At 75.1% G+C, this 13,362-nt stretch carries 10 protein-coding genes; 4 read left to right on the top strand and 6 right to left on the bottom strand.

The genetic code is table 11. The annotated features are described in order from the left end of the window. Nucleotides 1-143: 143 nt before the first annotated feature. The 4 genes from AC07GB_RS25475 to AC07GB_RS25460 all read left to right on the top strand — a co-directional run bounded on the left by AC07GB_RS25475 (nt 144) and on the right by AC07GB_RS25460 (nt 5,435). On the top strand, nt 144-1,004 hold the full coding sequence (locus AC07GB_RS25475; protein ID WP_478849209.1) for a phosphotransferase family protein: 861 nt from the start codon (nt 144-146) through the stop codon (nt 1,002-1,004). Nucleotides 1,005-1,236: 232 nt separating this feature from the next. After that, on the top strand, nt 1,237-1,497 hold the full coding sequence (locus AC07GB_RS25470) for a hypothetical protein (RefSeq protein ID WP_478849207.1): 261 nt from the start codon (nt 1,237-1,239) through the stop codon (nt 1,495-1,497). A 161-nt stretch (nt 1,498-1,658) separates the two neighbouring features. Continuing rightward, nucleotides 1,659-4,511, top strand: coding sequence for a helix-turn-helix transcriptional regulator (locus AC07GB_RS25465; protein ID WP_478849205.1), 2,853 nt, complete (start codon nt 1,659-1,661; stop codon nt 4,509-4,511). 129 nt (nt 4,512-4,640) lie between these two features. Then, nucleotides 4,641-5,435, top strand: a complete 795-nt coding sequence (locus AC07GB_RS25460) for an AfsR/SARP family transcriptional regulator (protein WP_478849203.1) — start codon at nt 4,641-4,643, stop codon at nt 5,433-5,435. A gap of 262 nt (nt 5,436-5,697) precedes the next feature. Here the strand turns inward: AC07GB_RS25460 and AC07GB_RS25455 are convergent, their stop codons facing one another. From AC07GB_RS25455 to AC07GB_RS25430, 6 genes are all read right to left on the bottom strand, one after another. Beyond that, complete coding sequence (locus AC07GB_RS25455; RefSeq protein ID WP_478849201.1) at nt 5,698-7,050, bottom strand: hypothetical protein; 1,353 nt, start codon at nt 7,048-7,050, stop codon at nt 5,698-5,700. Beyond that, complete coding sequence (locus tag AC07GB_RS25450; RefSeq protein WP_478849199.1) at nt 7,037-8,110, bottom strand: caspase family protein; 1,074 nt, start codon at nt 8,108-8,110, stop codon at nt 7,037-7,039. The genes AC07GB_RS25455 and AC07GB_RS25450 overlap by 14 nt, the downstream gene beginning before the upstream one ends. A 35-nt stretch (nt 8,111-8,145) precedes the next feature. After that, a complete protein-coding gene (locus tag AC07GB_RS25445; protein ID WP_478849197.1) occupies nt 8,146-9,675 on the bottom strand; it encodes a hypothetical protein in 1,530 nt (509 codons plus the stop codon). Nucleotides 9,676-9,832: 157 nt separating this feature from the next. Continuing rightward, nucleotides 9,833-10,849, bottom strand: coding sequence for a hypothetical protein (locus AC07GB_RS25440; protein ID WP_478849195.1), 1,017 nt, complete (start codon nt 10,847-10,849; stop codon nt 9,833-9,835). 64 nt (nt 10,850-10,913) lie between these two features. Beyond that, nucleotides 10,914-11,717, bottom strand: coding sequence for a transporter substrate-binding domain-containing protein (locus AC07GB_RS25435; protein ID WP_478849193.1), 804 nt, complete (start codon nt 11,715-11,717; stop codon nt 10,914-10,916). 38 nt (nt 11,718-11,755) lie between these two features. Further along, nucleotides 11,756-13,360 carry a M81 family metallopeptidase gene (locus tag AC07GB_RS25430; RefSeq protein ID WP_478849192.1) on the bottom strand — a complete coding sequence of 535 codons (1,605 nt, stop codon included), beginning with the start codon at nt 13,358-13,360 and terminating at the stop codon, nt 11,756-11,758. Between the last annotated feature and the right edge of the window lie 2 nt (nt 13,361-13,362).

Below are 13,362 nucleotides of genomic sequence, written 5' to 3'. Positions count from 1 at the left end.
CCAGAGGGCCGGGCAACACCGCCTGGCGCCCCGTCACCCGACATGGCGTATACGGGTCAGCGCGGCTCGGCCCGTGGGAGGCGCGTGGCCGGCGCGGCGATATTCGATTCGCGTGGCGCGCCGGCCCTGTCATGATCGGCGGCATGGACTCCGGCACCTTCCCCCGTCGGCCCACGCCCGCCGATGTCCGCGGCCTCGTGCGTGCGGCGCTGCCGGGTGAGCGCGACCTGCCCGTCGCACCCGTGGACGAGGGTGGCGAGCACTCCACCTGGTGGGTGGGTGACCGGTACGTGCTGCGGATCGCCCCGCCCGGTGACGCCGACGCGGCGGTCCGGCAGCGGCGCGAGCTGGCCCTGCGGGACGCGCTGCGCCCCCTGTTGGCCGTGGCCGTACCCGCGAGCGTCGCGTCGGGTTCGTGGCCGCCGGGGCCGGCGTACACCGTGGACGTACGGCTGCCGGGAGTCTCGGCGGAGCGCCGGCCGGTCGGGCCGGAGGGCGAGCGGGACCTGGCGCGGCTGCTCGGGGTCCTGCGCACGGTGGCCGCTCCCCCGCTGCCCGGCCGGAGGCCGCGTTCGCTGGACGCGCTCGGGGCGGCGGCCGGACGCGCCCTGGCCCGGCTCGCCGCCGACGGCGAGGTCCCCGGCGGCCGGGCCGTGGACGCGGCGGCCTGCCCCGCCCCCGCAGCCTCCGTGGTCCTGCACAACGACCTCAAGGGCGAGCACCTCCTGGTGAGCGCGTCGGGCCGGGTGAGCGGCGTGCTCGACTGGGCGGACGCCGCCGTGGGCGACCCCGCCGAGGACGTCGCGGGGCTCGCCCTGTCCGTGGGCGCCTCGGCTGCCGCGCGGGTGGCCGCCAGGGCCGGGCACGCGCCGGCGGTGGCCGAACGCGGTCTCTTCCTGGCCCGCTGCGACACCGCGATCCGGCTCGCCGACCGCCTGTACGGCGACGACGACAGCCCGGTGCCGCTGCTGCGGGTCCAGCTGGCGCGCGCCTGGGAGGGGTGAGCCCGGGGCCCGGCCGCCCCCGCGGCATCCGCTCCGCCCCCGCGACACACGCGGCCCGGCCGTAACTCCCCTGCCGCCCTAGGGACTTCCCTAGGTGGCGCACCGACGCGGCGGCCGTGCACGGGCTCCTATTCTGGTCGCCCTTGCCATGCGTCGCAGCCGTGCACGCGTCACGTCCTTCGCCGTCGTCACGCGTCATGGCTCACGCCCCGCAGCGGGCCCGGGAGGCGTTGTGCGCTACGTCATCGAGGTGTACCGGTCGCACGAAGGGGTGTGCGGGAACGTCGTGTGCGCGACCCCTGTGACCCCCGCAAACCCTGAGAATCCAGCGAATGCAGCGCATCCAGCGAACTCGGCGAATGCGGAGAACCCTGAGCAGCCCGAAAGCCCACCGCGGCCGTTCCATGGCTGGCTGGAACTGCTCGCGCTGCTCGAACCGCCGCAGCCGGAGGCCTACGCGCTGGGGGACGCGGCACCCGACGACACGCCGTAGCCCACCGCCCGGCCGGGCACCCCCCATGGCCACGGATCCGGGCCATTGGCTTGTGCACAGGGTGTGTTGGCCACCATCGTGGAGTCCATGGCCATGTGTTCGGCACGGGTCGCCCTCTCCCACAGGCCCCCCGTGGCCACTGCCGGTGCACGGGGGCGGCGATGACACTCGAAGGCGCGGCGCACGACCTCCACCACACCACCCCGCCCGACGACGCCTTCTGCGGCCGCGCGCCCGAACTCGACGCGCTACGCGCCGACTTCGCGGCCGTCGTCGCGGGCACGCCCCGCCTCGTGCTGCTCGAAGGCCCCGGCGGCATCGGCAAGACGGCCCTCGTGCGCCGCTTCCTCGACACGGTGGACGACGGCACGTGCGTCCTGCACGCGAGCGGCGAGGAGAACGAGAGCGCGCTGCCGTGCGGCGTCCTCGCCCAGCTCGTCGGGCAGAGCCCGCTGCCGGTGCCGGAGACCCTGGCCGGACTCATGCGCACCCCGCAGTCGCTGCACGCGAACCTGCCGCCGCTGTCCGCCGGTTTCGGGCTCATCGACCTGCTCAGCGAGGTGCAGGGCAAAGGGCCCGTCGTCCTCGTCGTCGACGACGCGCACTGGGCCGACCCCGAGTCCCTGAACGCGCTCACGTTCGCGCTGCGCCGCCTGCGCCACGACCGGGTCCTCGCCGTCGTCGCGCTGCGCGACCCGCACGTGCCCGAGCTGCCGGAGGGGCTGCGCAGGCTGCTCACCGACCCGCGCACGCGACGGCTCGCCCTCGACGGGCTCAGCCCGGACGAACTCGCCGCGCTCAGCGATCGGTTGGGCGTGGCGCGGCTCCCGCACTCGGCGTCCCTGCGCCTTCACACCCACACCCACGGCAACCCGCTGCACGCCCGCGCGCTCCTCGACCAGGTGCCGTCCGCCGTGCTGCTCGACGTCACGACACCGCTGCCCGCGCCGCGCTCGTACGCGATGCTGGTGCTGGCCAACCTCGCCGGGTGCGGGGCCCAGGCCCAGCGGCTCGTACAGGCGGTCAGCGTGCTCGGGCTCTCCTGCCGATTACAGATCGCCGCGCGGCTCGCCAAGGTCGCCCAGCCGCTGCCCGCCCTGGAGCGGGCCGTCAAGGCCGGCCTCCTTCGCGAGTCGCACGGCGGAGCCTCCGCGCCGGAGATCTCCTTCCCGCACCCGCTGGTGCACGCGGCCGTCTACCAGGACATCGGCCCCGCCCAGCGCGCCGCCCTGCACACCCGCGCCGCCGCCCTGGTCGCCGACGAGTACTCGAAGCTGCGCCACCGCGTGCTCGCCGCCACCGGGCCCGACGAGCAGCTCGCCGCCGCGCTCGCCGCCTGCGCCCGGCGGGAGGCGGCCACCGGCCAGTGGGCCGTCGCCGGAACCCATCTGCGGCACGCCTCGCGGGTCGCGACGAGTTCCCGGGAGCGGGACCGGCTCGCCGTCGAAGCTGTCGAGGCGCTGCTGCTCGACGGCCGCGTCCAGGAGGCCGCCGAGCTGGCCACCGGCCTGCCCGAGGGCGCGGACCCGGCGCTGCGCGGCTACGTCCGCGGCTATGTGGCCCGCGTGCAGGGCCGCACGCAGGCGGCCTGGACGCTGCTCGTCGACGCCTGGGAGCAGTGCGACCAGGAGCGCGAGCCCGCGCTCGCGGCGCGCGCTGCCGAGCAGCTGAGCTACGCCGCCGTCATGTGCGGCCAGGCCGCGTCGGCGGCGCGGTGGGCCGAGCGCGCCCAGCGCCTGTCCACCGCGCAGGGGCCGAGCCGGATGCTCCGCTTCAACCACCTCATCGCGCTCGGCCTCAGCGGCCGCGCCAAGGAGGGCATCGCCCTCGCCGCCGACCTGCCGGACCCGATGATCGTGCCGCTCAAGAGCATCGACCTGCTGCTCGCGCGGGGCGAGCTGCGGCTGTGGTCGGACGATCTGCACGGGGCGCGCCAGGACCTGCGCGGCGCCGTCGCCAACTGCCGTGCCACCACGGTCCCGTTGCGGCTGCTCTCCACATCGGCGCTCGCCCAGACCCTGTACCGGCTCGGCGAGTGGGACGAGGCCCTGATCCACGCCGAGTCCGCCGCCTCCATCGCCGACGACGCCGACCAGTGGTGGCTCAAGCCGGTCACGCACGGCGTCGCCGCGCAGATCCTCGCCGCCCGCGGCGCCTTCGACCGGGCGGCGGAGCACCTGCGCACGGCGGCCGAGGGCCCCGGCGGCGCCGAGACACCCGTGGCGTACGCGTACGGGGTGTCTGCCCAGGGCCACTGCGCGGACGCGCGCGGCGAACCCCGGGCCGTCGTGGAGGCACTGCGTCCGCTGCTGCACTTCGCCGCACAGGACGGCGTCAACGAACCCGGCGTCGTCGACTGGCAGCCGCTGCTCGTCGACGCCCTCGTACAGCTCGGGGAACTCGACGAGGCGGAGGCCGTGCTCGGCCCCTACGAGGAGGTGGCGCGGGCGCGCGGACGGCACTCGGCGCTCGCCGCGGCCGCGCGGATCCGCGGCAATCTGCTGGCCGCCCGTCGCGAGCCCCAGCGCGCCCAGGCCGCGTACGCCCGGGCGCAGGACCACGCGGCGCAGGCCCCGCTGCCGTATCTGCGGGCCCGGGTGGCGCTCGACCACGGCGCGTTCCTGCGCCGCGTCGGCCGCAGGTCCCTGGCCATCGCCCAGCTACAGGCGGCGTACACGGCCATGACCAAGCTCGGGGCACTGCCCTACCGGGCCCGCTGCGCGCGCGAACTCAGCGCCTGTGGACGGGCGGCCCCGCCGCTGGCGGCCGACGAGCCGGGGCCGGGCGGCGTGGGCGACGGTCTCGACGGGGCGCTCACCCCGCAGGAACTGGCGGTCGCGCGGCTCGCCGCGCAGGGCCTGACCAACCGGCAGATCGCCACGTCCCTCGCGCTGAGCGTCAAGACCATCGAGTACCACCTGGGGCATACGTACGCCAAGCTCGGCATCACCTCGCGCATCGGCCTGGTCCAGCGGCTCGGTCCCCAGGAGCGGTCGTCGCCGCCGGCGGGCTGAGGGACCACCGTGCCGCGCGGCCGCACACCGGGGTAAACCCCGGCACGCTCCCGGAGGCGCGCGGGCGCCACGGCCCCTAGGTTCGTGCCGGACGGCAGGGCGTCGGCGGGACCCCCTGGAGGTGGCTCGATGGCTTCGTTCACGTGCGCGGCGGCCGGTGCCGAACGGCCCGCGCTGCGCCTGCGACTGCTCGGCGGATTTCTCCTCACCCGTGAGGGCCCGGCAGGCGGGGAGACCCAGGGGACCGACGGGGACTACGCGTGCTGTTGCGGCTGGGGCGGCGAGCCGGTGGAGGTGCCCGCCAGCGGGCAGCAGGTCCTCGCCCGGCTCGCGCTGTGCGGCACGGCCACGCGCTCGGCGCTCGCGGGCACGCTGTGGCCGGACGCCACCGAGGCGCGGGCCCGCGCCAGTCTGCGCACGGCCATGTGGCGCCTGAACGGGGCGGGTTCGGCCCTGTCGGACGCGCGCGGCGGGGCCCTCACGCTCAGCCGCAAGGTGCGCGTCGACGTCCAGGACTTCACGTCGGTCACGCGGCAGGTCCTCGCGGGGGCGCCGGTGCGGCTGCGGTCGGCGTACGAAGTACTGCTGTGCGGCGGCGAGTTGCTGCCCGGCTGGCAGCAGGACTGGGTGGCCTTCGAGCGGGAGCGGCTGCACCAGCTGCGGCTGCACGCCTTGGAGGCGCTGTCGGCGCGGCTCGTGGCGATGCGCGCCTACGGACCCGCCCTGGAGGCGGCCCTGGAGAGCACGCGCATCGACCCGCTGCGGGAGAGCGCTCATCGCGCGGTGGTCTCCGTGCACCTCGCGGAGCACAACCTCACCGAGGCGGTCCGGCAGTACGAGACGTTCCGCGGGCTGCTGCGCGGGGAACTCGGTGTCGAGCCGTCCGGGCAGTTCGCGGAAATGCTGCGGCACGCGACGGTGTGACGCGGCGGTGACGCCCGCGCGTCACGATGGACCTGCCTCGTCCAGGGTGCGGGGAGAAGGGGGAACTCCCCTGGTTGAGCGGCTCGCCGGCCGACCGGCCCTGGTGCGCTCACGCCCTGGACGGGGCTTTCCCGCGCCCCGGGCCGGCCCGGACGGGTCCGGACAGGTACCAGGTGAGTCCGCACAGGTGGAGGGCTGAACCACCCCCCGCGTGGCTCAGCCCCCGCTCCCCCGGAACCCGCCGGCCCGGCGGGCACGCCCCTCACCCGGCGCCGGTCTCCCGCAGCCCCTCGATCGCGCGCTCCACCGGCCGGTGCGGCAGACCCGTCCTGCGGCACAGCTCGTCCCGCGGCACGGCGCTCAGGACGTCCGCCACCGGCCTGCCCTCCAGGTCCGCGATCTCCTGGACGTAGGCCTTGACGCGGCTGACCGCGTCGGACGCCAGCGGCCGGGCGCCGCCCACGCCGCGCGGCGCGGGTCCGCCCCGGGCCGTGAGCGGGCCGGGCCAGCGCTCCTGCTCCAGCCAGGTCGTCCACACGCCGCGCCCCACCAGGTGCTCGGCGACGCCCTCCGCCACGGAGCCGTCCTCGATCACGCCGGGGTCGGCCGCGTCCGCCTCGACGAGCAGCCGGCAGGAGGCGGCCAGCATGGGCGGCGACGCGACCCGCGCGGGCGGCCCGTCGGTCAGGGTGCGCAGCGCGGCGACGTCCGGATGGCCCGGTAGGTGCGGGGTGAGCCGCCGTACGACCTCGTCGAGCCGCCGCAGGTCGGGCCGGTGGTCGAGCAGCATCGCGTGCGCGCCGACGACCCCGAGGAACGGGTCGGCGCGCCGCGAGTCCAGCATCGGCAGCAGCTGCTGGTCCGAGATGAGGTCGATGCCCTGGCGAAGCCCGGAGAGCGCCGCCTCGCGGGCGAGGCTCAGCTCCTCGTCGACGGGGCTCCAGCCGGCGCCGAGCGGCGCCATCTCCACAAAGGCGTGCTGGGGCTGGGCGCCGCGCGGGCCGTTGCTGACGAAGACGAGGGTGGTCCAGGCCTCGGACACCCACAGCGCCTGGGCCAGTGGCAGGCCCTCCCCGGACGGCCTGCGCAGCCGCAGCCGGTAGCCACCGGGGGCCAGCGGGCCGCTCCACGCCGACCAGCCCTGCTGTGCGTCGACGCGCCAGCCGACCTCGCCGCCGTCCACGGGCTCGCCGCTCTCCGCGGTGATCTGGAGGGCGTACGGGTCGAGCCGCCAGCCGCGGCGCAGATTGCGGAGCAGCACCATCAGGCTTGGCGCGCCCGTCCGGTGCGTGGGCTCCCGGCTCCAGCGCCGCGCGGCGGCCCGGTGCTCGTCGTAGGTGGTGGCGGTCCGCCGTACGGGCGCGGAGGCCGGGACCCGGGGCAGCGGCAGGCGCTGGGTGAACGCCTCATCGCCGACCTCGACGAACCGGGTGGCGACCGCGCCGGCGAAGCGCTGCTCGATGCGGTAGATCCCGGGCGTCACGGTCGTCTCGATGGTGCCGATGCCGCAGGCGACCTCGCGCAGCGTCTCGTCCGTGACGGTGACCAGGACGGACGCGGTGTCGGGGATGACGACGAACGGCACCTCGGGGCGGGCCTGTTCAGAACTGGACACCGTGGCCACCTCCGGTGACGACCTCGAAGAAACCGCCGTCCCTGAAGTCCGGCGCGGCAGGGCTCTCCGGTACGACCTTGTACAGGCCCGGCACGAGCGGCTCGACGTGGTCGGCGCCGCCCCCCGCGGCCCCTTCGACGTACAGCCTGCGCGGCGGCGTGACGCCGCGGCCGCGCAGCTCGACCCAGCCGTGGAAGCCCGCGGGGAAGCGCAGCGTCACCGGGTAGGAACCGATGCCTTGGAGGCCTTCCGCGAAGACGATGGGCGTGCCGGTCTCCCGCAGGAACCGGGCCTCCTGCGGGACGAGCTGCCGCGCGGTGCGGTCCCGTACGTGGCGGCGTACGTAGTCGGTGAGGCTGTCGGAGGTGACCTTGCCCTCGGAGGTGACGGTGCCGCCGCCCGCGCCGCGCAGGCCCTCGATCAGCGCGCTGGTGAAGTGTCCGCGGGCCTGGTTCGGGTCGGGCGCCTGCTGTTCGTAGGCCGGGTCGCCGAGCGACGTGGCGTACCCGACGAGGCACTCGACCTTGTCGGGCGCCTCGGTGGTGTCCGTGAACGGCGGGCCGAAGGCGGCGACGCCGCCGAAGCGGGTGCGGCAGCAGTCGGCGAAGAAGACGATCTCGCGGAACGGCGACGCCGACTCGTACCAGGACAGATAGGGGCGTACGGCGATGTGGTTGCCGAGCAGGTCGATCGCGGCGTTGGCCATGAGGAGCGCGGCGTCGCCGCCGAACGGCGCGATGCCGTGGCCGGCGAGGAACAGGTACAGGCGCGTGTCGGCCCAGTTGCCGCCCTCGTCGACGGCCTTCCGGACCGCGCGGTGGGCCACGTACAGGGCGCGGTTGACGCTCTCGCGGGTCGGCACGGCGGTCATCACGTCGGCCTCGCGCTCGTCGCGCTCGGTGGCCGTGACCAGGGCGACGTTGCGCTCCGGTACGTTGCCGCCGGCCGGATCCACGAGCCAGTCGTGGAAGCGGCCCGCGTCGCCGCGGGCGCCGCGCAGGTCGCTGATCGCCGGATAGCGGTTGATCCCGACGACCACGGCGTAGTGCAGGTCGTTCATCGCGTTTCCCCCTGATGGAGCTTTCCTCGCGGCCGTCAGTCGGCGAGCATCCGGGCCAGGCTGGCCAGGACGTCCGGGTCGTCGTCGAATCCGGCGTGGCTGCGGGCGCCGGAGGTGAGTCCCGGGCCGCCGTCCACCGGCGACCACACCGTCCGTGCGGCGTCCGCCCGCAGGAAGGCCCGCAGGTCCCTGGCGTCGGTGGCGTCGGTGGCGTCGGTGGCGTCGGTGGTGGACGCGTACCAGCGCTGCATGCCCGCGAGGGGCGACACGGCGGTCTCCCCCTCCGGCCCGCGCTCCAATACGCCGGAGACGAAGTACAGCAGGGAGCGCGGATACAGGAAGGGCACGAGATGGTCGGCGCGCTCGGCCGCGTCGGTCATCGTGAACATCCGCAGCCGGTCGAAGAGTTCGCCCTGGCGGCGCACCACCTTGGCCAGGTGGCCGACCGTGCAGGCGGGCGCGAGGAGGACGACGTCGCGGACGCGGAAGTCCTCGGGCAGCGGATCGTCGGCGTCGGCGCGCCTGCGGACCAGGTCGGTGAGGAGGTTGCCGAGGAGGACGGCGCCCGCGCTGTGCCCGACCAGGGTGAGCCGGGGCCTGCTCCCGGAGGCGAGCAACTGGCCGAAGCGGTCGAGGAAGTAGCGCCCGGCACGGGGCTCGCCCGCGGCCCCGGCGGGGTCGGCCGCGAAGGTATCCGCGGTCTGCCGCTTCATCGCGTCCCACACGGCCGCGCCGACGTTGGCGAGGTAGAACTCGCGGAGTATCTCTTCGACGACCGTCGGGTACAGGCCGTGGTCGGTGCGGTGCCGGAAGCGGGCGACGACGGCGGAGACCACGCGCACCGTCTTGCGCACCAGGAGCGCGGAGGTGACCACGGCACGGCGGTTCTCCGCTTCGGCGGTCTCCGCCGCCAGCTCGGCCACCGTGTCCGGTGACATGAGGGTGGCGACCGCCGCGCGCCCCCCGTCGATGTCGCGCGCGGCGGTCGTCGCGGGAGCCGAGCGCAGGACGGAGCCCACGATCTCCCGGTTGCGCTCGGCGAGTTCGGTGTCCGCCGCGAGGTCGGCGGTGATGCGCACCCGCTCGGCCTCGCTGAGCGGGGGCACGTCGGCGGGCGGCGTGAGCCGCGCGTACGGCTCCTGGCCGGTGCGCAGCAGGGCGATCTCACGGGCCACGGCCCGGGTCGACGGCACGGTGAGGCCGCCGAGCCCGCGCTGCCCGGGCTGCGGGAAGACGGCGCCGGAGGCGAAGCGCACGACGCGGTTCAGGAGGGTCTGGAAGACGCCCTCGCTGAGGATCTGCGGCAGATTGCCACGCAGCACCTCCAGGAGGCCGCTGCTCCACACGAAGAACACCGGCTCGGCGCCCGCGGCCTCGTACACCGGGGCGAGCCGCTCGGCCGTCGCGAACCCCAGGGCGTCGTCGACGAGCCCGCCGTGGACGTGCAGGACGACGCGCGGCCGGTCCTTCAGGCGCGCGACGAGCGCGTCGACGTCGTCGGTGGTGGTCGAGGCGAGCCGCCCGCTCGTCCCGCTGTGGACACAGTGCCTGCGGGATGGGTGCATCGCGAAATCCTCCGGCCCGCCCGGAACTCACCGCAGCCGTCTGCGGCGCCCCTCAGCTCCCGGCGCTCGCCACCGTAGGCCGCCGGCCGGCGCCGCGGCATCGGGGACGGCCCCGGGGATTACCCCGGGGTCTCCGGCGGCGTCCGGTGCCGGGCCCTCAGAGTCCGGCCCGTGCGGTGGGTTCCCGCCCGTCCTGGGCCTGTTGGGCGCGGTCCACGACCGCCCGGGCGAGGGCGGTGAGGGCGCCGGGGTCCAGGGATTCACCGGTGCGGTACGTGGTCCAGGTGACGACCGTGCCCACGCGCGCGCCCGCCTCGGCCATCCGCGTGTTCACGACGTTCTTGCGGTACGCGACGCTCTCGTCGCCCAGGGGCTGGATCGACAGCGGGTCGAACATGCCGGTGTTGCGGTTTTTGTCCGCCCGCAGGCTCTTGAACCGCGCGGCCGCGTGTTCTGCGGTGTCGTACGCCTCGACGTGGAAGAAGACCCCCGCGAGCGGGCTCTCCTTCTCGTGGCGCACGGTGGCGGTGTACAGGGCTCCCTCGCAGTCGCTCTCGCACTCCGGGGCGCCCTTCTTGACGTCGGCGGGCTGGGTGGTCTGCCAGCCCGGCGCGACGCCCGCGGAGTCCGGAAGGACCGCCCGGACGTCGGGCTCCTGGCGCAGGGCGGTCACTTGGCCGCTCCGGGCGCCCCCGCCGTCCTCGTCGTCCGTGAGGCTGTTCAGGACGCTGCGGAAGCCGAGCACTAGCAGCACGGCCAGGACGACGCCGATGCCGGTGAGGGCGACGAGGACGCCCCGGGTGCGGGGCAGTTCGACGGGGCCGATGACGATGGTGCTGTGGTCCGCGCTGCCGCCGATGTTGATCTGCTGGTGGACGGTCGGCGCGGCGGCGGGCGGCGGTGGCACGCCCGGCAGAAGGGCGGCCTGGAGCCTGCGGGCGAGGTCCGGGTCCTCTTCGAGGAGCGCGGTCAGGCGGGCGCGGACGTCGTCGGCCGCGCCGTCGGGCATCGGTTCGGCGTCGAGCCGGCTGAGCGCCCCGCGCCCTTCGTCGGACCCTTCGAGGCGGCCCCGGACCAGTTCTCTGACCTCGTCGACCACCGCGGTTCCCGCGCCGGAGGCGACCCCCGTCGTCATGGCCGTCACGGCCATACTCGCCAGCTCTGCCAAGGACATGCGCACAGTTTGGCGCGTGCATGCAGATACCGTCAGGGGTTCGGGCCGGGTCGCTCCCTGTCCGTTACTTCATCCACTCCGCCTCGTACGCCGCGTACGTCCCGTCGTGGGTCGCCAGGTGCACGAACTGGTCGACGTATTCCTTGAACTCCTCGTCCCCGCGCGGCAGCGCGTAGGCCTTCTCGGCGAAGGTGAAGGGCTTGTCCGGGTGGACCGAGCACAGCTCGGGGTGGAGCTTGGCCTGGTAGCGGGTCTCGCTCGCGTCGGTCATCATCACGTCCGCGCGGCCGTCGACGATCTCCTGGAAGATCGTGGTGTTGTCCGGGTGGACGGTGAGGGCGGCCCGCTTGATGTGCGCGCGGGCGAACTGCTCGTTCGTGCCACCGGGGTTGACGATCACGCGGGTGCCGGGCCTGTCGATCTCGTCGAGGGTGGCGTACTTGTCCTTGTCGGCGCAGCGTGTGATCGGGGTCTTGCCGTCCTCGCGGGTCGGCTCGCTGAAGTACGCCTTGCGGGCGCGCGGCAGGGTGACGGAGAGGCCGCCCATGGCGATGTCGCAGCGACGGCCGGCCACGTCGTCGACGATCTCCTTCCAGGTGGTGGCGGTGAACCGGGGCTTCGCGTCGAGGGACTCGGCCAGGTCGCGGGCCATGTCGATGTCGATGCCGCGGTAGCCGCCGCCGGCCTCGCGGTGTGTGAAGGGGCGGTAGTCGCCGGTCGTGCACACGCGCAGCACGCCCCGCTTCGGCACGGAGTCCAGGAGGCTGCCCTTGCCCCGGACCGTGCCGTGGCCGCCGGGCGCGGCGGGCGCGGCCGCCGTGACGGCGAGCAGACAGACCAGGGCGGACAAGGTGGCGGCACGCTTCATGGCGGGCGGCTCCTCTCGTAGGGGGCGCAGGGGGCTTCTCAGCGGGCGAGTGGCGGCAGCGTGGTCGCCGTCAGATCGGGGCCCGGGCCGTCGTCGTACGCGTCCTCGTCGAAGGGGTAGAGGGGCCGCTCCACGCGGTGGTGGCCGAGGCGCGGGAGGTCCTGGTCGACGCCGCCGGGGGTCAGCGCGAGGAGCCAGTCGGCGGCCATGTCGTACAGCTCCGGCTCCAGGTAGCCGATCTTCACGACGACCAGGTCGTACGTCCTCGGGTCGATGCCGAGGCCGCCATCGGCGGGGCCGAGGAAGTCGGCGAGGGTGTGGAAGGGCTTGCGGCGCGCGACGAGGATCAGCGTGAGCCCGCCGACGCGGACCGCCGCCATGTCGACGCCCCGGTCGTAGGCGCCGCCCTCGGCCCGGTCCTTCCGGTCGGTGGCGCGCTGCAACGCCTCGACGGTGCCGGTGAGTTCGTACGGGCCGCCGTGGCCCGTGTCGACCTTGCCGCCGACGGACAGCGTCACCTCGGCGCCGACGCCCGCCGCGAAGCACTGGGCGACCGCGACGGGGTCGGTGATGCCGGGGTGCACGGCGGTGACCCGGCCGGAGCGGATCGCGTCGTGGGCCAGGAGCCGGTCCAGCATGTACGTGAGGTCGCCCGCGCCGCCCGCGGTGGGGTTGTCGCCGGAGTCGCTGATGAGGAAGGGCCGCCGGTCGGAGGCCACCGCCTTCTCGACGCACGCGTCGGCGCTGCCGGTCGGCCCGACGAAGACGAAGTCGCGGCGCGCCTCCCAGTAGCGGCGGGCGAGCGCCTCGGCCTCGGCCGCGGCCCGCCCCGCGTCGTCGCCGGTGACGACGACGGCGGCCCGGCAGCGCGGCTCGTCGGCCCAGGCGTAGCCCACCCACAGGGCCGCGTCGAGGATGCCGGGCAGCTGCTCGATGCCGGCGAGCGAGGCGTACAGGGACCTGGCGGGTTCCAGGCGCGTGCTGGTCTTCTCACCCGGGAGCAGCACCGGCACCTGCACCCAGGCGCGGTGCGGCCGCCTGCCCTCGCGCAGGCAGCGCACGAGGTTGCGGGCGGCGCGCTCGCGGGTCTCCCAGGCGTCCTCGTGCGGGGCCAGGCGGTGCGCGGTGAGCAGGTCGACGGGCTCGGCGAAGCGCCGCGAGACGTTGCCGTGCAGGTCCATGGCGGCGGAGATCATGGGGCGGCCGCCGCTGTACGGAGTGCCGTACGGGGTGCCCACGAAGTCGAGGGCCGCGCGCACCGCCTCGGTCAGGTCGGCCTCGGCGTCGGTGAGACCGACGACGCTCATGGCGCCGTGGATGTCGTACACGAGCCCGTCGAGCGGGCCCGCCTCGCGGACGCGGGTGACGAGTTCGTCCTTGAGGGCGAGGTACGACGCGGCTTCCACGGGGCCGCCCGGCAGGGACACGGCGTGCAGGAGCGGGACCCACTCGACGGGGCCGCCGAGGCAGGTGAGGTCGCTGTCCTGGCGGGTCCAGGTGTAGCGGTCGAGCAGCTCCTGGCCGCGGGTCTGCCGGAAGTCGTCGGTGGTGGAGCGGTGCGGGCAGAACGTGGAGGACTCGATGCCGATGCCGCCTATGGCGATGCGCAGGGGGCGGCCGGTGACGGGCTGGGTGCTGGTCATGG

This window comes from Streptomyces sp. NPDC045778, from assembly GCF_056431945.1.
This window is presented reverse-complemented; position numbering and strand designations above follow the sequence as displayed.